This is a genomic window from Plantactinospora sp. KBS50 (genome assembly GCF_002285795.1).
Lineage (GTDB): Bacteria > Actinomycetota > Actinomycetes > Mycobacteriales > Micromonosporaceae > KBS50.
On sequence record NZ_CP022961.1, the window covers coordinates 4,535,998 to 4,554,437 of the forward strand.

Consider the following 18,440-nt stretch of genomic DNA (forward strand, 5'->3'; position numbering starts at 1 on the left):
GCGCTCAGTCCCGGTACCGGGCGGCCGGTGGCTGCGGCGCCGGCCCGAGCGCCGTCAGCCAGCGGTTGTACAGCCGCGCCCAGGTGCCGTCCGTGCGCATCCGGGCGAGCACCCCGTTGACGAACCGGACCAGGTCGGTGTCCGCCCGGTTGACGCCGATCCCGTACGGCTCCTCGGTGAACCGCGGCCCGACCACGGCCGTGTTCGGGTCCTGCGCGGCCAGCCCGGCCAGGATGCTGTCGTCGGTGGAGATCGCGGCGATCTGACCCTGCTGGAGCATCACCAGGCAGTCGGTCCAGTCCGGCACCGCCACCGGCAGCGGCTTGGCCGGGGCGGCGGCCACCGCCCGGATGGAGGTGCTGCCGATCGTCGCGCAGACCTTCTGCCCACCGAGGTCGGCGATGCTGCGCACGGACGAGCCGCGGCGGACCAGGATGCGCTGGCCGGCGTCGAAGTACTCGGTGGAGAAGCTGACCTGCTGCCAGCGCTCACAGTTCATCGTCATGGTCTGCACCACGAGGTCGACCGAGCGGTCCTGCAGGGACGGGATGCGGGCGGCCGAGTTGGTCGCCCGGAACTGGATCTTCGACGGGTCCCCGAAGATGGCCCGCGCCACCTCGCGCGCGACGTCCACGTCGAAGCCGGTCAGTTCGCCGGTCAGCGGATCCCGGAAACCGAACCGGTAGCTGTTCTGGTCGACGCCGACGATCAGCCGGCCCCGCTTGGCGATCCGGCTCATGGTGGACCCGGCCGGCATCGCGCCCGGCTTCGGCATCGAGGCCGGCGGCCGGAAGCTCGCCCGGGCCTCGCAGTCCGGTGCGGCGCTGGCCGCGGCGCTGGGGATCTCCGCCGGATCCTGCACCCCGAGCGGCCGGGCCTGGTCCACCGCCGCGCCGACCGGCGGCAGCGGGTCGACCGCCTCCGCGCACCCGGCCAGCCCGAGCGCGAGCACCGCCGCCGTCGCCACGCACCGCGCCGCGGTGCCGAACCGCCGCCTCATCGGTACTCCGCCAACCGCCGTTGGATGCCCACCGCAACTCCCAACACCATGATCAGGGCCAGTGCCAGCACCCCGATGTCCACTCCGGACAGTGCCCGGCCGGCCGAACGGGCGTGCGCGGCGAACCGGTCGCTGTCGGCCACGATCGCGTCGGCGAGCACCTGATCCAGCTCGTTGAAGATCGTCGTCGTGGCCTCGGGACCGTCACCCACCACGGCCTGCACCGCCTCGGTGTATCCGCCGTTGTCGTCGAGCTGCCGCAGCTTCTGGTGCGCCGCCAGCCAGGCGCGGGCCTGCTCGGCGGCGTCCCGCGCGGCCGCGCGGGTGCCCGGATCGGTCGCCCCGTCGGCCGCCGCCCGCAGCAGCCCGCCCTGCCCGTCCGTGCCGATCAGCCGGTTCAGCACGAGGGTGTAGTCCTCCTCGAACTCCGCACCGCCGCCGCGGGCCACCAGGGTCAGCGACTCGTCGGCGCGGGCCTGCAACGCGGCGGCCCTGGCCTGCACCAGCCGGTCCACCTGGGCCGACCCGTCCCGGTCGCTGGCCGACAACCGGGTGGCGGTCACCACGGCCGAGGTCCCCAGCCAACCGATCAGCGCCACCACCGCGGCGGTCGCGATCAGCAGGCCGACGTTGAACACCCGGTTGGTCCGCCGGGTGAGCCACCGCTGGGCGGCCACCAGGGCGGCCACGGCCAGCACCCCGAGCAGCACCGCGAACCACGGGAACGACGCGGCGCCGGACCGCGCCTCGCGCAGCTCACCGCTGACCGTCCGGTAGAGCAGCAGCGCGGCCGGCAGCAGCCGCTCGCGCATCAGCCCCGACGCCTCCCGCAGGTACGCCGCACCGACCGGCAGCCCCTGCCGGTTGTACGAACGCGCCGTCTCGATCAGTCCGGCGTACATCGGCAGGCCGCTGGCGAGCACGGAGATCGTGTCGGTCCGCAGTTCCTCGCCGGCCCGGCCGGCGGTGAGCGTCGACAGCGCCGCGGTGGCCTGGCTCAGGTCCCGCTGGTAGCGCTCGCGCTGGGCGGCCGGCTCCACGCCACCGGACAGGAACGCGCTGGCGGCGGTGGCGTCCGCGTCGGAGAGCGCACGGTACAGATCCTGGGCGGCGACCACCAGCGGGCCGCTGCGGGAGGTCACGCCGTCGATCAGCGCGGCCCGCTGCCGCACCCCGGCGAACCCGATCGCGCCGACCAGGATGCCCAGCGCCACCAGGCCGGCGAGCACGGCCGCCAGCCGGCGGGGCGTGTCGCGCAGCCCGCCGCGGATCCGTGCCCGCAGGCCGGCCGGCTCATCCGCACGCCGCACCCCGGGCACCGCCGCGCTGACCCCCGCGCCGGTGCCCGGCGTGGGCGTCAGGGTCGTCGACACCGCCACCACCCCGCTTCCGTTCCGATCACCGCCACCGCGATCACCGGCTGCCACCGTACTCATTGCCGGCAAGCCGCCAGGTCCCCCACTCGGCCAAGATCCGCGACGAAACGAAGAGATCCGATGGCCACCGCCGGCGGCGGGCGTGCCCTCTCGGTAGGCCGGCGGATGTCCTTGCCGGTCCGGCGACGGTACGATCGCGGTGCGTCATCACCGCGATCGACAGGTGCCCGCCGTGCCCGACAGCCTGCCCGACACCGGTCCCGGGGAGTCGGCCGTCGCCCCGGCCGCGTTGCTGCTCCGGGTGGCGTTCGGGGTGCTCGGCCTGGTCTCCCTGATCGCCGGCTACCTCGGGTTGGCGCGCTACCTGCACGGCCATCCGGAGATGAGCAGCGCACCGCTCGACATCCTCTACTACGACCTGCAACTGTTCGTGCTGGGATCACCGCCGCTCGACGACGGCGGGCCGTTCAACCCGGCCCTGGACCTGGCCCGCTTCGCCGCGCCGGCGGTCACCGCGTACGCGCTGGCCGAGGCCGCGCGGGCGCTGTTCGCCACCGAGCTGCGCCGCTGGCGGACCCGGCGGCTGCGCGGCCATGTGATCGTCTGCGGCGACGGCATGCTGTCCGGGACGCTGGTGCGCCGGCTGCGCGCCGACGGCGAGCGGGTGGTGCTGATCCCGTCCGAGGCGGTCGCCGTCGAACCGCCGACCGGGCCGGGCACCGTGAGCAGCTCGCCGGACACCCGGGTGTCGGGGGCCGCGCGGGACCCGGACGCGCTGCGGGCCGCCGGCATCGCCCGCGCCCGCGTCCTCTACGCCTGCACCACCGACAGCGCCACCAACACGGCCATCGCGCTGGCCGCCGCCCGCGCCGTCCGGCAGACCCCGCTGGCGGTGTACGCGCACGTCGACGACCCGGAGTTCGGGCTGGCCCTGCAGGCCCGGGTGCTGGGCACGGTGGGATCGGGCGGCATCCAGCTCACCTTCTTCAACGTGGACGATCTCGCCGCCCGCCGGCTGCTGGCCGAGCAGCCGCCGGTGCCGGTGCCGGGCGGGCCGCCGCGGATCGTGCTGATCGGCGCGTCCAACTTCGGCCAGGCCGTCCTGGTGGAACTGGCCCGCCGGTGGCGCCGCAGCGGCCTGCGGGACGAGGCGCCGATCCGGCTGGCCCTGGTGGACGAGCGGGCCACCGCGGTCGCCGCCGACCTGGCCTACCGCTACCCGTTCCTCGCGGTCTCCTGCCGGATCACCCCGGTCGACGGCGGGCTGCCCGAACTGCTCGGCCACGGATCGTTTCCGCTGCCGCCGGACCGGGTGTACATCTGCCGCGACGACGACGAGTGGGCGCTCAAGACGGCGCTGCTCACCGAGCAGCTCTGGCATCCCGGTCCGGGGTCGATCGTGGTCCGCCTGGAACGGCTGGCCAGCCTGCGGGAGGTCTTCGACACCGAGCCGGACTACCTGCTCGGCGGCGCCGCCGGCGCGGTCCGCCCGTACGGCGTGGTGCAGGCCGCCTGCGATCCGCGGTTGATCGGCGAGGGCCTGGTGGAGCGGCTCGGCCGGGCGATCCACCAGGCGTACGTGCTGGACCGCCGGCGCCAGGGCGACACCCCGGCCACCAACCCGGCGCTGCGGGCCTGGGAGGAACTGCCGGCGCCGACCCGGGAGGCCAACCGGGAGCAGGCCCGGGACATCGCCCGCAAGCTGGCCCGGGTGGGCTGCGCCCTCTATCCCCGGGTCGGCCCGAGCCAGGAGTACGTGCTCGCCGAATCCGAGGTGGAGCTGCTGGCCCAGTTGGAACACCAGCGCTGGTCGGCCGTGCGCCGCAGCGCCGGCTGGCGGTACGCCGAGCGGCGCGACGACGAGCGGCGGCTGCACCCGGCGCTGACCGACTGGGGACGGCTGCCCGACGACATGCGCGAGCGGAACTACAGCGGGATTCGTGAGCTACCTGAGATCCTGGCCGACGCGGGATTCCGGATCGTCCGGGTGCGGGCGACCTGACCAGGAACGGAGACACATGCCGCGGATCGGCATCACCGGGCACGTACGGCTCGCCAACGGAACGGCCGAGCTGGTGTACGAATGCCTCGCCGCGCACCTCGCGTCGTACGCCGGTGGCGAGTTGCACGGCGTGACCTGCCTGGCCGACGGCGCCGACCAGTTGTTCGCCCGGGCGGTGCTGGCGCACGGCGGGGACTACGAGGCGATCATCCCGGCGCTGGACTACCGGACCGCGGCCGTGGCACCGGAGAACCGGACCGGCTACGACGAGCTGCTCGACCGCGCCCGGTCGGTCTCGTACCTGGCGTACCCGCACTCCGGCCGGCCCGCGTACCTGGCCGCCAGCGAGGAGCTGCTGCGCCGCTCGGAGCGGCTGGTGGCGGTCTGGGACGGCGAGCGCTCGGGCGACCCCGGCGGGACGGCCCACCTGGTCCGGCTGGCCCGCGACCGCGGCCTGCCGGTCACCGTGCTCTGGCCGGCGGGCGCCCGGCGCAGCTGACCCGCGGCGCCGGCTCAGCCCTTCTGGACAAAGACCGCGACGCTGCGCGGCGGCACCGTGAAGGTGCCGCTGCCGGCGTCGAACGAGGCGGTACGCAGCACCGGGTCGGCCGCGTTGCGCTGCACCGGGTGCAGGCTCACGTCCGCCCCGCGAAGCTGCGGCAGCGCCGGCCGCGCGGTGTCCGGGGTGGCGTTGAAGACCACGGTCAGCGACGACCACCGGTTGTCCAGACCCCGCCCGTCCAGCCGCATGGTCAGCACGCCCGGCGTCTCGCCCGCGCCGGAGAGCGGGAAGGACACCCGCCGCTGCACCTGCGCGGCGCTGGCCAGCCCGAACACCGGCGACGAGCGGCGGATCCGGAGCAGTTCGGCGTAGCCGGCGTCGGCCCGGTCGATCGCCGCGCAGTCCGGCACCAGCTTCGGGTCGGCCAGCAGCGGCCGGGCGTACGGCCACTTGTCCTGGTTGTCCGCCGCCGGTGGCAGCCCCGCGCCGAACCCGTTGCCCGCCGCACAGTCCCAGCGGATCTGGTTGAACCAGTCGCCCGAGTTGTACGAGTTGCGGTCCAGCGACTTGGAGCGCAACCGCTCGGAACCGGCCGCCACGAACCCGGTGCCCTGGCCGAGCGCGGTGGTGGCCAGCGCGAGCACCTGCATCCGGGACCGGTCCGCCGCGCCGGTGCCGGCCGGCAGCTTGTACGCCAGCGCGTCGTACAGGATCTCGTTGTCGTGCGCGTCCACGTAGGTGACCGCCTCGCCGGGCTCCGCGGTGTAGCCGGCCGGCGAGCCGTTGTAGTCGACCTGCGCGCCGGTGACCGAGGCGCCGGCGGAGTCGGTGAACCGGTACCCGGCCAGGTTGCCGGCCAGGCCCACCTTGATCAGGTCCTGGTAGTGCAGCAGCCGGGCCCGTTGTTCGTCGGCGCTGCCGTTGACCGGGTCGCCGTTGGGGTCGGTGTACAGCCCCGAGGCGAAACCCTGGATCCGCGGGTCCCCGTCGAACGGCCCGCCGCCGCGCACCGCGTCCCGCAGCCGGTCGTTGAAGGTGCCGATGCCGGTGCCGGCCATGTTGGCCTGGGTGGCCTGGACGAACCGCGCGTCGCCGGCCACCTCGCCGAAGTTCCAGCCCTCGCCGTAGAGCAGGATCGAGCGGCCGTCCACGCCGTCGCGGGCCGTGGTCAGCCGGTCCAGCGCGGCCCGCACGGCCAGGATGTTGGCCTTCGGGTGGTGGCCCATCAGGTCGAACCGGAAGCCGTCCACCTTGTACGCCCGCGCCCAGGTGACGATCGAGTCCACCACCAGCTTGCCCATCATGGCGTGCTCGGGGGCGGTGTTGGCGCAGCAGGTGGAGTCGGCCACCGTGCCGTCCTCCAGCAGCCGGTGGTAGTAGCCGGGCACGATCTGGTCGAGCACCGACTTCGGGTCGGTGCCGGAGGCGGCGGTGTGGTTGTAGACCACGTCCAGCACCACCCGCAGCCCGGCGCCGTTGACCCCGGCGACCATCTGCCGGAACTCCCGGGTCCTCGCCGCGCCGTCCGGGTCGAGGGCGTACCCGCCCTCCGGCACCGTGTAGTGCAGCGGGTCGTACCCCCAGTTGTAGCCGTCGGTGTCGGCGACCGCCGCCACGCACTCCTGCTGCCGGTCGGAGTCCGGCGGCAGCGCGGCCAGGTCGCAGTCCGGCTGTCGCTGGTCGGCCCGCCGTTCCGGGATGGTGGCGAAGTCGAACGCGGGCAGCAGGTGCAGGTGGGTGACGCCGGCGTCGCCGAGCGCCGCGAGGTGCCGCATTCCGGTGCTGGCCGGGTCGGTGAAGGCCAGGAACGTGCCGCGCCGCGGCGCCGGCACGCTCGGGTCGGCGATCGAGAAGTCCCGCACCGACAGCTCCTGGATCTGCGCCCTGGTCGCCGGCACCGCGGCCGGCTTGCGCAGCGTCGCCCAGCCGGCGGGGGCCAGCTTCGGGTCGGCCAGGTCGACGATCTGGCTGTGCGTGGAGTCGGCCGCCAGCGCCACCGAGTACGGGTCGGTGACCGAGGCCGTCACCATCTGCCCGGTGGCCGGCTGCCAGGCCCGCACCTGGTACCGGTAGTAGCGGCCCAGCCAGCTCCGTCCGCCGCGCACGGACCAGACGCCGGTACGGTCGTCCCGGCGCATCGCGACGGTGCTGGGTGTGCCGGTCGGGTCGTCGAAGAGTTGCAGCGCCACCGAGCGGGCGGTGGGCGCCCAGACCGACAGCGTGGGCCGGCCGCCGTCGACGCGTACCCCGAGGGTGGCGTCGGTGGCCGCGCGGTAGACGTCGTCGAGCGCGCCGGGGATCTGCACCCCGGTCGCCGAGATCAGGTTGCCGGCGTCGTCGCTCTCGGTCACCACGACCTGCCCGCGCAGCAGCTCCGGCACCCGACCCAGGTCGCGGTGGTCCAGCTCGAAGGCGGCGTACTGCCACAGGTGCGGGAAAGCGGCCCGCTGCGCCTCGGTGAGCCCGTTGCGCCGGGCGTGCAACGGCACCCGGGTGTACGTCCCGGACAGCTTGCCGTCGACGATGTCCAGCCCACCTTCCGGGGCGGAGATCAGGTCGTACCGGCGCCCGTCGGTCGGCCCGGCCTGCCAGGCCACGGTCCGGGCGTCGATCCACTGCGCCCGCTGGTGGGTGAGGTCGAGGTCGTGGCCGACGCTGGCGGTCACCGGGAGCAACCGCCCCGGCGTGCCGGCCAGCAGCCACGCCTCGCGGCCGGCGGTGGCGAAGTCGAGACGCTGGTCATCCGGCAGGTCCTTGGTGTCGCCGTGGTGGATGATGTAGCTCAGGCCGGTGGCGCCGTCGGCCAGCGGCACCCGCCAGTACGCACCGTAGGCGTCGGTCCCGGTCGGCGGCAGCGGGTTGGCCCAGTCCGTCGGGTCGGCCGCGCCGTCCCAGACGTGCAGCCCCCACCCGGTCTGGTCGCCGTCGGCGCGCCGGTAGTGCAGCACGGCGGTGCCCTCCTCGACCGGCGGATCCGGTTCGCCGGTGGCCGCCTGGCGGCTGGGATAGATCGTCGGGTCGCCCTGCTTGAGCCAGATCTCCCCGGTCGCGGTGACGTCGATGGCGCGGTCCGCCTCGACGTCCTTGGTCCCGTTGCGGTCCACCACCAGGAAGCCGACCTCCCGGGCGCCCGGCTTGAGCTTCACCCAGGCGAACCGGCCGTAGGAGTCCTCGCCGGCGAACGGCTGCCCGTTCGGCCAGTCGGTCTGGTAGGCCGGGTCGATGTCGCCCCAGGCGTACAGACCCCAGTCGGCGTAGTCGCCGCCCGGCCGCTGGTAGTGCACGACGGCCCAGTCCCGGGAGGCGGCCTCCGGCGGGGTGCCGACCCGGGCGGTGCTGCGCGCCGTGGCGGTCCGGCCCCGGCCGTCCCGCGCCACCGCCAGGTATTCGACCCTCGCGCCGGCCGGCAGACCGGTCAGGTCGTGATAGACCCGGTACGGCGCCCGGTCGGCCTGGCCGAGCAGCGTCCATGCCCCGCCGCCGACCCGGGCCGCCACCGTGACGGTGGCCAGCGGGTCGCCGGTGACCTGCGCCAGCACCTCGGCCCGGGCCGCCACGGTGCCGCCGGGGGCGGGTTCGGTGATCCGCACCGCGGGCGCGGCGCCGGGCACCGGCACCGGGCTGCCGGCCCGGTACACCACGGCCGACATCGGCGGTACGCGCAGCGCCAGCCGGCCGTCCGCGCCGGCGCCGACCGATCCGGTGGCGCCGTAGATGCCCCGGAAGGTGGACCCGGCCGACCAGGTGTCCACCGTGACGTCCCGGGCGGTGGCCGCGTTGTTGACCGCGACCAGGTACTCGACGCGCTGCGTGGGGTCGACCCGGCTGACCGCGAACACCCCCGGCCCGTCGGCGGCGTACCGGGTGACCTGGACCCCGTCCCGCAGGCCCGGGTTGGCGGCGCGCAGCGCGCCGAGTTCGGCGACGGTGCGGTAGAGCGGGTGCGTCGGGTCGAACTGGTCGACCGCGTGGGTGCGGTCGGTGCCGATCAGGTCGTCGTCCAGGTAGTCGGGCACCCGCGAGGCGAACATGTCCTGCCGGGCGTCCTTGTCGCCGCCGGGACCGGTGAAGCCCTGCTCGTCGCCGGAGTAGACCACCGGCTGGCCGCGGGTGAGGAACATCAGCTGGTGGGCGAGCTGGTCGCGGCGCAGTTCGGCGGCCGGGTCGGACTCGTTCGCGGCGATGAACGAGCCGATCCGGCCCATGTCGTGATTGCCGAGGAAGGTGGGCAGCCGGTTCGCGTCGGTGTCCCGGGCCGTGTAGAGGTCGTCGTGGGCGTACACGTCGGCCAGCGCCTGCGCCGAGCCGCCGGCCGTGGTGTAGTCCCGGGCCGCCTCCTGGAACGAGAAGTCCAGGGTGGCCGGCAGTCCGCCGCGCCGCACGTACGTCGACTCGATCTCCTCATCGGCGCTGTACACCTCGCCGAACATGGAGAAGTCGGGCTTGCCGGCGCGCTGCGCGGCCCGCTCGATGCCCTGGCTGAACTGGGGCCAGAAGTCCAGGTTGGTGTGTTTGACGGTGTCGAGGCGGTACCCGTCGATTCCGGTCGAGGCGATCCAGTCGCCGTAGATCCTGGTCATTCCGCGCACCACCTCGGGCCGCTCGGTCCACAGGTCGTCGAGGCCGAAGAAGTCGCCGTACTCGCTGTTCTCCCCGCTGAAGGTCGAGTCACCGCGGTTGTGGTACATGGTCGGGTCGTTCAGCCAGCCGGGCACCTTCACCCGGCTGTCGGCCCCGCTGGCGAACGTCGGCCGGTGCGGGAACGAGTCGAGGTTCACCGCCGGGAACGCCCGGCTGCCGTCGGCGTAGTTGCGGTCCTCGAACGGCCGGCCCTGCGCGTCCCGGTACGGCGCGGTCGCCTTGTCCACGTAGGAGTAGTCCTCGTCGGCGTACCGGATCACGTCGGCGGTGTGGTTCACGATCACGTCGAGGTAGATCCTGATGTTGCGCCGGTGGGCCAGTTGGACCAGCCGCTTGAGGTCGGCGGTGCTGCCGAAGTGCGGGTCGACCTGGGTGAAGTCGGTGATCCAGTAGCCGTGGTAGCCGGCCGAGATGTCGTCGCCGCTGCCCTGCACCGGGCGGTTCTTGAACACCGGCGCCAGCCAGATCGCGGTGGTGCCGAGGCCCTGGATGTAGTCCAGCCGGTCCATCACGCCCTTGAGGTCTCCGCCGTGGTAGAAGCCCTTGTCCGTCGGGTCGTACCCGGTACTGAGCCGGTCACCGGTCAGGCCGCCGCGGTCGTTGCCGGGGTCGCCGTTGGCGAACCGGTCCGGCAGGACGAAGTAGAACTGCTCGGCGTGGGTGTCGCGGTCGGCGGCCCGGGACAGCGCGGCGGCCGACGGCTCCCGGGTCCACTGTGCCGCGCCGGTGGGCGAGGCCGGGGCGGTGTCGCCGGGTTGGCCGGCGCCGCGCGACTGCGCGGTGGCGGGCGCGGCCGGCGTGGCGGCCAGGGCCAACGTGAGCAGGACGGCGAACTGCCGTGTCGGACGCGATCGGGACGCAGGCTTCATCGACGGCCTTCCTCTGGTCGCTGACTGGCCCGCACGCTAGCCCGACCGGAAACGTTCCGCAATACCTTGCAAACACAGTCGTAACAACGACATCTCTTGCGCAAGGACGGGTCGCCGGGCCGCCGCGGCCCCGCTCAGTGGACGGTGCAGGAAGCGCCGTTGACCGAACACTCCGCCGGCCGGGCCGGGCCGTTCGAGTGGTGGAACTGCAACTGGAGGCGCAGCGACGCCCGCGCGCCGAGCGGGATCGCGCCGGTGAAGACGTACCGGCCGCCGGACCGGCGCAGGGTGGGCTGCGGCACGCCGTCCACCCAGTAGGCCCGCAGCTCCCCCGCCCGGTCCGGGAAGCTCAGCGTCGCCGTCCACGGCTGCGCCGTACCGGACGGGTTGTCGACCGTCAGCTCGCCGGCCGACAGGCCGGGCCAGCCCTCGCGTACCCGGTAGCTGCCGGCCAGCACCGAGGGCTGCGCGGTGGCCGGCGGGCTCGCGGTGCCTGCCCGCGGGCTGGCGGACGGCGACGCCGGCCGCGGGGCGCGGGACGTGGCCGCCGGGGCCGCGCCGGTCCCTGCCCCGGTGGACGCCGGTGCGGCCGACCCGCCGGACCCGTCCGGGGACGGCGGGTCGCCGTCGGCCCCGACCGCCGGGTCCTCCTCGGTGGCCAGCGGAGACATCGCCGACGGCAGCTCCGGACCGGCGGCGGGCCGGCCGGAACCGGTCCGGATCCCGGAGAACGCCGCGGCCGCGATCACGAACAGCACCATCATCACCGCGGCACCGACCACGATCACGATCCACGGGGCGTAGGCGAGCAGGCCCACCCTGCGTCCCTCGGTCTCGCCCGCGCCGGGCATCGGCTCCTCCACTGGTCAGCCGGATGATCCGCCCGAGCGTAACGGCCCGGCCGCGGGCCGGGGAGGGGTGGGCAGGTGGTCCAGGAACCGCCCGGCAAGCTCGACCACCCCGGCCGCGTCCAGCCGCAGCGCCGGGTCGGCCACCGTCACCTCGGTGAAGGCCATGCCCGGCGCGGCGGCGTCCTGCCACCGGCCCACGAACCACATCCGGTCCCGCTCGGCCAGCGCGAGGTTCGCGCGGCTCAGGTCCGCGGCCGGGTACGGCAGCCAGAGCTGGAACTCGTGGGTGTGCGGCGGCGTCGGGTACACCCGCGCGCCCGGCACCGTGGCCAGCGCCTCGGCCAGGATCCGGGCGTGTGCCACGTACCCGTCCAGGCGCGGCAGCTCGGTCTCCAGGCCCAGCAGCGCGGTCACCGCCGCCGGCCACTGCTGGTACACGTTCCCGCCGTACCGGTGCCGCCACGCCCGCGCGTACCGGCTCAGCTCCGCCGTGCCCGCCAGCGCCGCGCCGCCGAGCGCCCCCAGCGACTTGTAGAACGACACGTACGTGCTGTCGGCCAGCGCCGCCACCTCGGCCAGCGACCGGCCCAGGTACGGCACCGACTCCCAGAGCCGGGCACCGTCCAGGTGCACCCGGGCGCCGGTCGCGCGGGCCGCCTCGACCACGGCGACGAGATCCGCCCAGCGGGGCAGCACGAACCCGGCGTTGCGCAGCGGCAGCTCCAGCACCAGCGTGCCGACCGGCTCGGCCAGCCCGGCCACCTCGGCGGCGGTCGGGTTCCGCGGCGCCGCGGTGGTCCGGACCGCGCGCAGCCCGGTCAGCGCGGCGTAGGCGTCCTGCTCGTGCACCATCAGGTGACTCTGCGGGTGCAGGCCGACGGCCGGCGTGCCGCCGCGCTCGGCACCGAACCGCAGCGCCACCTGCTGCGCCATCGTGCCGGTCGGGAAGTACACCGCCGCCTCGGCGCCGAGCAGGTCGGCCACCCGCGCCTCCAGCTCGGCGACCGCACCACCGGCCCCGTATGCGTCGGGCAAGCCGTCCAGGTGCGGGCTGCCGGCCATCCGCGCCAGCACCTCGGTCATCGAGGTCGGCCGCGGTCCGGAGAGGATCGTCGTGCAGCCGCGCCGGGCGGCCGCGACCCGCTCCCGGTCGATCGGAGCATCAGCCATGTCACGATCATGCCCGCCCGGCCGGGCACCCGTCAGCGCGGCCCCGCCGACGACCGTTGGATCCGTACCGCGATCTCCGCGCCCAGCCGGGCGCCGTCGCTGAGCGCCAGGTCGTCGCCGCTCCAGAACCGGCCCGGGTCGTACCAGTTCGGCCGCCGCCCGCCGGGCAGCAGTCCCATCTCCTCGTACGTCACCGCGACCACCTCGGCGCAGTACGCCGTCTCCAGCATGCCGTCCCGGCCCGCCGCCGGCCGCTCACCGCCGGCGGGGTCACCACCGATCCGGCCGGTGCCGCCGGTCCGGCCGCCACCGGTCCGGCCGCCACCGATCCGGCCGGTGCCGCCCGTCCGGGTGCCACCGGTCCGGGTGCCGCCGATCCAGGCCGGCTTTCCGGGGCGACGCAGCGGCGGCATCCGGCCGTGCGCCCAGCGCCAGGCCAGCCGCGCGGTGGAGGGGAACGGCGTACCGTCCAGCCGGGCGATCGTGCGCAGCACCGCGTCCTCGTGTTCCCGGCTGGCCGGCGGTTCGAGCTGGCGCAGCCAGGCGCGCTGGCCGTACCGGTTGGCCCAGACCCGGACCGCGTCGCGCAGGTCGTGCAGTTGCACGCCGCGCTGCCGCGTCCCCGACCACATGTCCGGCAGCGAGCGGCCCAACTCCGCGTGCCACATCAGCGGCGGCAGGTCCTCCAGCACCACCGACATGCCGACGTGGTTCACCGGGCTGTTGGTGGTGAACTGGATCGCCCGGTCCGGCACGCTGCGCCCGCGGAAAACCCACACGTCCCCGGTGCGGGTCAACTCGACCGCCTCGTCCAGGCTGATGCTCGTCTCGGCCACCCGACCACCCTACGAGCCGCCGGCCACCCCCGCCCGGCAGCACGGCACCGGACGCGGGGATCGAACACAACTTTCGCCGCCATACCCGAGAGTCATATTTATGACTCTCAGGTATGGCAATCAAAAGTCTTGTCGCTTTCAACCAGGTCACCGTGCGTGACAGCCGGTCTGCGCCGCGTCCGGTCCAGCCCGCGACGGCGACCAGCGGTCAGACCGCGCTGAGGCCCTCGGCCACCCAGCCCGCCCAGTGGTGCGGATCGGGGTGGCTGGCCCGCAAGGCCAGCTGCGCCTGCCGCAGCGCCGCGGCGGGGTCGCGGCCCTCGTCGAGCTGGGCGTAGAAGGTGGACATCATGCCGGCCGTGGCGGCGTCGTCGACCGCCCACAGGCTCGACACGCAGCATGCCGCACCGGCGGCCAGCGCCGCGCCGCGCAACCCGAGCAGGCTGCCGTCGGCGTAGTCGACCGCACCCACGCCGGTGGAGCAGGCCGACAGCACCACCAGCTCCGTACCGGCCAGGTCGAGCAGCGCGAACTCGCTGGCCGGCAGGATCCCGGTGCCGACCGCCCCGGCCGTGGCGACGCCCGCGAGCCACGCGTTGCAGCCGGCCAGCAGCAACGCCGAACGGCTCAGCTGGGCGGCCGGCCCGATCGTGTGCAACCACCGCACGCGGCGGCGGTGCTCCGCGGCCGGGCCGGCCGCGCCGACCTGCCCGACCGCGCCGACCGGGCCGACCTGCCCGGCCCACACCTCGTCCTGCGTGACGGCCGTCCCGCCCACGTTGCGGATCACCGACACCCGCGGCTCGGCGGCCTCGATCCTGCTGTTTATCGCGTCCAGGAAGATGCCGTGCGAGGCGATGTGCAGTACCCGCGGGCGGTGCACGCCGAGCAGCGCGCCACGGGTGGCCGTTTGGCGCAGCACCGGCGCCACGCCCAACCGGCCGGCGACCTCGACCGCCTCCGCGCCGGTGTGCGGCAGCCGGGGATAGGAGCTGCGGAGGAAGAACGAGATCTGTTCACCGAAGTCGAGGTCGAAGTCGGGATCGCCGAGCACCACGGCGTCGCCCGCCCGGCGGACGCCGCCGGCACCGTCGGCACCGCCGGCGATGTCCGCGCCGCCGGCCCGGTGCATGACGCTGCGAGCGCTGGGGACCGAGGACACGACGTGTCCGTCGATCAACGGCCGCCCGTCCGGCCCCGGCAGCAGGCACATCGGCAGCATGCCCCACACGCCGGTCGGCGAGACCATGATCCGGGGCGCAAGTGGGTCGTCCGGTCCCACGAGCTCCGGCAGCCCCTGGCCGGCCGCCCCGGGCACGGCGAGACCGTCGATCAGGGTGTGCAGCCGCCCGTTCACCTCGGCGGTGGCGCCAAGGTCGCGGTAGCGGACCGTGCCGCCGGCGCCGTGCACGAAGAACGCGACGTAGCGCAGGGTGCCGTCCGGCCGGTACATGGTGCTGAGGTCGATCAGCACGGTCTGCGGGCCGAGCGCACCGCGCAACCGGCCCACCTCGACCGGCGCCGCCGGGCCGGGCTGCGTACCGGCCCGCGCACCTGCCATGGCGACGGCCCGGTACAGCTCGGTCTCCGCCTCCTCAAGGCGGCGCTCCACCACCTCCCGCTCCCGCCGGGCGGCCTGGATGGACGCCCCCTCGACACCGCCGATGTCCAGCACGGCGACCTGCCGGCGCAGCTCACGGACCGCGTCGAGCAGCCCGGGATCGACGCCGGCACCCTGCCGGGCGCGCAGCCAGGCCGATCCCTGCCGCTCGGCCAGCACCCCCTTGCGGCGCAGGACCAGCTCGTACAGCCAGGACGGCGCCTCGCCCGCCGGGTGCGGCGGCAGGCAGTGGCCGAGGACGGTCGCGGTCCGTTCCGCGTACGCCCCGAACAGCCGGCGTGCCTGCTGCTCGGACGCCCCGGCCAGGCGCAGCGGCAGAAGCTGGTCGTCGAGTTGCACCACGGCCGCGGCCATCTCGTCGGCGAGTTGCCGGTCGCCGACCCGGACCGCCGCGCGCAGCAGCACGGTGAGCCCGGACGGCAGCCGCTCGTCCGGGTCGAGATGGCCGATGAGCCCGGCCAACCGGTCCCGGAGCAGTTCGACGGCCTCGGCGGCCCGACCCCGCTCCAGCAGCACCCGACCCCGGCCGGTGGTGGCCTGCCAGTCGATCTCCGGGGTACGGCGTCGTCCCTGGCCAGTTCCGCGGCCCGCGCGGTCAGCTCGTCGACCCGATCCGGCTGGCGCAGCAGTTCCGCGAGGTCGATGCTGTGCAGCAGCGAGGTGACGTAGTCCGGCAGCGACCGGGGCAGCTCCGCCTGGTAGCCGCGCTGCGCCTCGGCCAGCAGCCGTTCGGCGTCCCGCAGGTGTCGTCCGGCGGTCTCGTTCACCAGCTCGTCGGTCAGCCAGTACCCGCCGGCCCGCCGCGCCAACTCGATCTCCAGGGCACCCATGTTGTCCAATGTGGTGGCCCGGTCGTACGGCGTCACCACCCCGTCGCCCTCGTCGAGGGAGGACCGCAGGTGGTCCTTCGCCGCGTTCAGGTCACCCAGTTCCTGGTACGCGAGGCCCAGGTTGTTGAGCACCGTCGACCGGTCCGCCCGGTACCGATCGTCCCGCCCGTCCGGCCCGTCCCGCCCGCCCGGCTCGTCCGGCCCACCCGGCCCGTCGAGGGCGTCGAGGGCGGCCCGGTAGGCGCCCAGCGCGCCGGTCGGGTCGCCGACCTCCCGGAGCATCTCGCCGAGAGCGTTCCACAACAGCCCGGCGGCGGCCGGGTCACCGGCCCGACCGGCGGCGCTGGCGGCGCCGCGCTCCAGCAGGGCCAGGGCCATGCCGATCAGGCCGAACCGGCGAAGCTGGCGGGACAGGCCGCGGACCAGCGTCGGATCGCCGGTGTCCCGGTAGGACCGCAGCGCGAAGTCGACCGCCGGGCGCATGGCGGTCTCGGCGCCCGCCGGTCCACCGACCGCCGGCAGCTGACCGGCCAGCCGGAACAGCTCGCCGAAGGCGAAGATCCCCAGGTCGATGTCCCTGCTGTCGCCGCCGGCCAGGTGCCGGACGACCGCCGCGATCGGCGTCGGATCCGCGGACGACCCCGCGGCGACCGCGTCGGCCGGCTCCACCGCGGCTGGCGAACCCACGCCCGGCGAGCCCGCGGCGATCACCGCGTCGACAAGCGCGACCAGGTCGGTGGCCCAGCGCTCGCGGTCCGCCGGCGCCCGGGGCGGAACCCGGGGCGGAACCCGGGCCGGGGCCGGCGGGTCGGCGGCGGGATCCACCGGGACTCAGCCGGGCTGGTCGGCGAGGCCGATTTGCACATTGCGGGCACCCGCCCGCAGGGCGGCGGCGATCAGCTCCCCGGCCTCGGCCGCCGGAACATCGGCCCGGACCACGACCACGTCGCCGCCGGACTTGCGCCGCAGGCTCAGCGTGGAATCCGGCTCGGCGGCGAACAACCGCTCCGCCAGCTTGGCCAGGAACGGTGCGAGCAGCGTGACCGCGCCGCTGATCGCCGCGATCGCGACCGTCGGGTCGATGCCGCGGCTCCCCGCGCTCAACCCCGGGTCGTACCGCAGACCCGTTTCCCGGACACCGCCGGCCACCAGGAGCCGGTCCAGTTCGGCCGGCGGCAGCCAGTCGCTGTCCACCACGATCGTGTCGTCGTCATCCATCGGTCACCTCGCACCTGCCGCCACTACGACACGGCGAGCCTTGCACGCCCGCGGTCCACGGTCGATCCGCGTACCCGATCAGATGCCCGACACCAACGGACCGGCGTCAGCGTACGGCGGCCATCCGGTCGACCGCCTCGACGATGTTCTCCGGCGCCGTGGCCAGGTTGAACCGGACGTGCCCGGCGCCCCCCGTACCGAACTCCGGACCGGAGTTGAGGGCCACCCGACCGCGCTCCAGGAACACCGCGGCCGGGTCGTCGCCCAGGTCCAGCCCGCGGCAGTCCAACCAGGCCAGGTACGTCCCCTCCGGCGGCCGGTAGCCGACCGCCGGCAGCCGCTCGGCGAGCAGGTCCGCCAGCAGCCGCCGGTTGCGGTCCAGCCCGGCCAGCAGCCCGGCCAGCCATCGGCCGCCCTCGGACAGCGCCGCGCTGTGCGCGATGATCCCCAGGTGGCTCGGCCCGTGGCCGACCTCCTCCGGCAGCCGGGCCAGGTCGGCCGCGGCGGCCGGGCCGGCGACCGCCAGCGCCGCCTTCAGCCCGGCCAGGTTCCACGCCTTCGACGCGGACAGCAGCGCCAGGCCGTCGTCGCCGCCGGGCACCGTCAGGTACGGCACGAACCGTGCACCCGCCGGCACCAGCGGCGCGTGGATCTCGTCGGCCACCACGCGCACCCCGTACCGGTCGGCCAGCTGCGCCACCGCGGACAGCTCGTCCCGGGTGTGCACCGTTCCGGTCGGGTTGTGCGGGCTGCACAGCAGGTACGCCGCGCGGTGCCCGCCGGTGGTCGCGGACCGGAACGCCGTGGCGAGACCCGCCAGGTCGAGCCGGCCGTCGGCGCCCAGCGGCGCCTCCACCACCCGCCGGCCGCAGTGCGCGACGAACTGGTAGAACGGCGGGTACACCGGCGGGTTCAGCACCACGGCGTCGCCGTCCCCGGTGACCAGTTTGAGCATCTCGACCACACCGAGCATCACGTCCGGCACGATGGCCGTCCGGTCCGGGTCGATCCGCCAGTCCCAGTGCCCGGCCGCGAAGCCGGCCAGCGCGTCCGCGTACCGGGTGCCCCACGGATAGCCGGTGTCGCCCATCGCGATCGCGTCGGTCAAGGCCCGCACGATCGGCTCGGCGAGCGGCACGTCCATCTCCGCGACCCAGAGCGGGAGTACGTCCGGCGGGAACCGCCGCCACTTGACGCTTGTGCGCCGACGAAGCTGGTCGAGGGTGAGTGCGCTCAGCGGGTCCGCCGGATCGGTCTGGCCGCCGGCCCGTACGCCCGGTCCGGGCGCCGCCGTCCTGCTTCCATCCACCATGCGCGCTAGCCTATGCGGATGCGCTGGTGGAAGATCGTCGGACTGGCCGGGCTCGCCGGTGTCGCGGCCACCGGAGTGGTGGTGGCCCGCGCCGAACGCAAGCGCCGGGCGTACACGCCGGAGGAGATCCGTGACCGCCTGCGTGAGCGGCACGCGGAGGCGACCGGCGACGCACCCTCACCCGCCGGCGGCTGACACTCGGACCGAACCGT

12 protein-coding genes are annotated in these 18,440 nt (G+C 74.8%); 3 read left to right on the top strand and 9 right to left on the bottom strand.

The features are described from left to right. Positions 1 to 4: 4 nt before the first annotated feature. Complete coding sequence (locus CIK06_RS19445; protein ID WP_095566023.1) at positions 5 to 1,000, bottom strand: glutamate ABC transporter substrate-binding protein; 996 nt, start codon at positions 998 to 1,000, stop codon at positions 5 to 7. Continuing rightward, positions 997 to 2,373 (bottom strand): hypothetical protein, encoded by a 1,377-nt coding sequence (locus CIK06_RS19450; protein WP_157756865.1) that lies wholly within the window; start codon positions 2,371 to 2,373, stop codon positions 997 to 999. Before CIK06_RS19450 ends, CIK06_RS19445 begins: the two co-directional genes overlap by 4 nt. Positions 2,374 to 2,608: 235 nt before the next feature. Between CIK06_RS19450 and CIK06_RS32185 the strand changes: the two genes are divergently transcribed. Beyond that, the gene (locus tag CIK06_RS32185) at positions 2,609 to 4,378 is read left to right on the top strand and encodes a RyR domain-containing protein (protein WP_157756866.1); all 1,770 of its coding nucleotides are present in this window, start codon (positions 2,609 to 2,611) and stop codon (positions 4,376 to 4,378) included. Between the two features lie 16 nt (positions 4,379 to 4,394). Then, a complete protein-coding gene (locus tag CIK06_RS19460; RefSeq protein WP_095566026.1) occupies positions 4,395 to 4,877 on the top strand; it encodes a hypothetical protein in 483 nt (160 codons plus the stop codon). Between the two features lie 14 nt (positions 4,878 to 4,891). On the opposite strand, the gene pulA is transcribed toward CIK06_RS19460, so the two are convergent. The 7 genes from pulA to CIK06_RS19495 all read right to left on the bottom strand — a co-directional run bounded on the left by pulA (position 4,892) and on the right by CIK06_RS19495 (position 18,228). Further along, the gene (gene pulA, locus CIK06_RS19465; protein ID WP_095566027.1) at positions 4,892 to 10,390 is read right to left on the bottom strand and encodes a pullulanase-type alpha-1,6-glucosidase; all 5,499 of its coding nucleotides are present in this window, start codon (positions 10,388 to 10,390) and stop codon (positions 4,892 to 4,894) included. A 134-nt stretch (positions 10,391 to 10,524) separates the two neighbouring features. After that, entirely contained in the window at positions 10,525 to 11,241 is a 717-nt protein-coding gene (locus tag CIK06_RS19470) for a hypothetical protein (RefSeq protein WP_157756867.1), read from the bottom strand. A gap of 15 nt (positions 11,242 to 11,256) precedes the next feature. Beyond that, a complete protein-coding gene (locus CIK06_RS19475; RefSeq protein ID WP_095566029.1) occupies positions 11,257 to 12,411 on the bottom strand; it encodes a low specificity L-threonine aldolase in 1,155 nt (384 codons plus the stop codon). Positions 12,412 to 12,443: 32 nt separating this feature from the next. Then, positions 12,444 to 13,247 carry a hypothetical protein gene (locus tag CIK06_RS19480; RefSeq protein ID WP_095566030.1) on the bottom strand — a complete coding sequence of 268 codons (804 nt, stop codon included), beginning with the start codon at positions 13,245 to 13,247 and terminating at the stop codon, positions 12,444 to 12,446. A gap of 208 nt (positions 13,248 to 13,455) precedes the next feature. Continuing rightward, the gene (locus CIK06_RS19485; RefSeq protein ID WP_095566031.1) at positions 13,456 to 15,384 is read right to left on the bottom strand and encodes a CHAT domain-containing protein; all 1,929 of its coding nucleotides are present in this window, start codon (positions 15,382 to 15,384) and stop codon (positions 13,456 to 13,458) included. A gap of 1,145 nt (positions 15,385 to 16,529) precedes the next feature. Beyond that, a complete protein-coding gene (locus CIK06_RS19490) occupies positions 16,530 to 16,916 on the bottom strand; it encodes a hypothetical protein (protein ID WP_095566032.1) in 387 nt (128 codons plus the stop codon). A 106-nt stretch (positions 16,917 to 17,022) separates the two neighbouring features. Continuing rightward, positions 17,023 to 18,228, bottom strand: a complete 1,206-nt coding sequence (locus tag CIK06_RS19495; RefSeq protein ID WP_095566033.1) for a MalY/PatB family protein — start codon at positions 18,226 to 18,228, stop codon at positions 17,023 to 17,025. Between the two features lie 18 nt (positions 18,229 to 18,246). Between CIK06_RS19495 and CIK06_RS19500 the strand changes: the two genes are divergently transcribed. Continuing rightward, on the top strand, positions 18,247 to 18,423 hold the full coding sequence (locus CIK06_RS19500; RefSeq protein ID WP_198347948.1) for a hypothetical protein: 177 nt from the start codon (positions 18,247 to 18,249) through the stop codon (positions 18,421 to 18,423). The last annotated feature ends 17 nt before the right edge of the window (positions 18,424 to 18,440 follow it).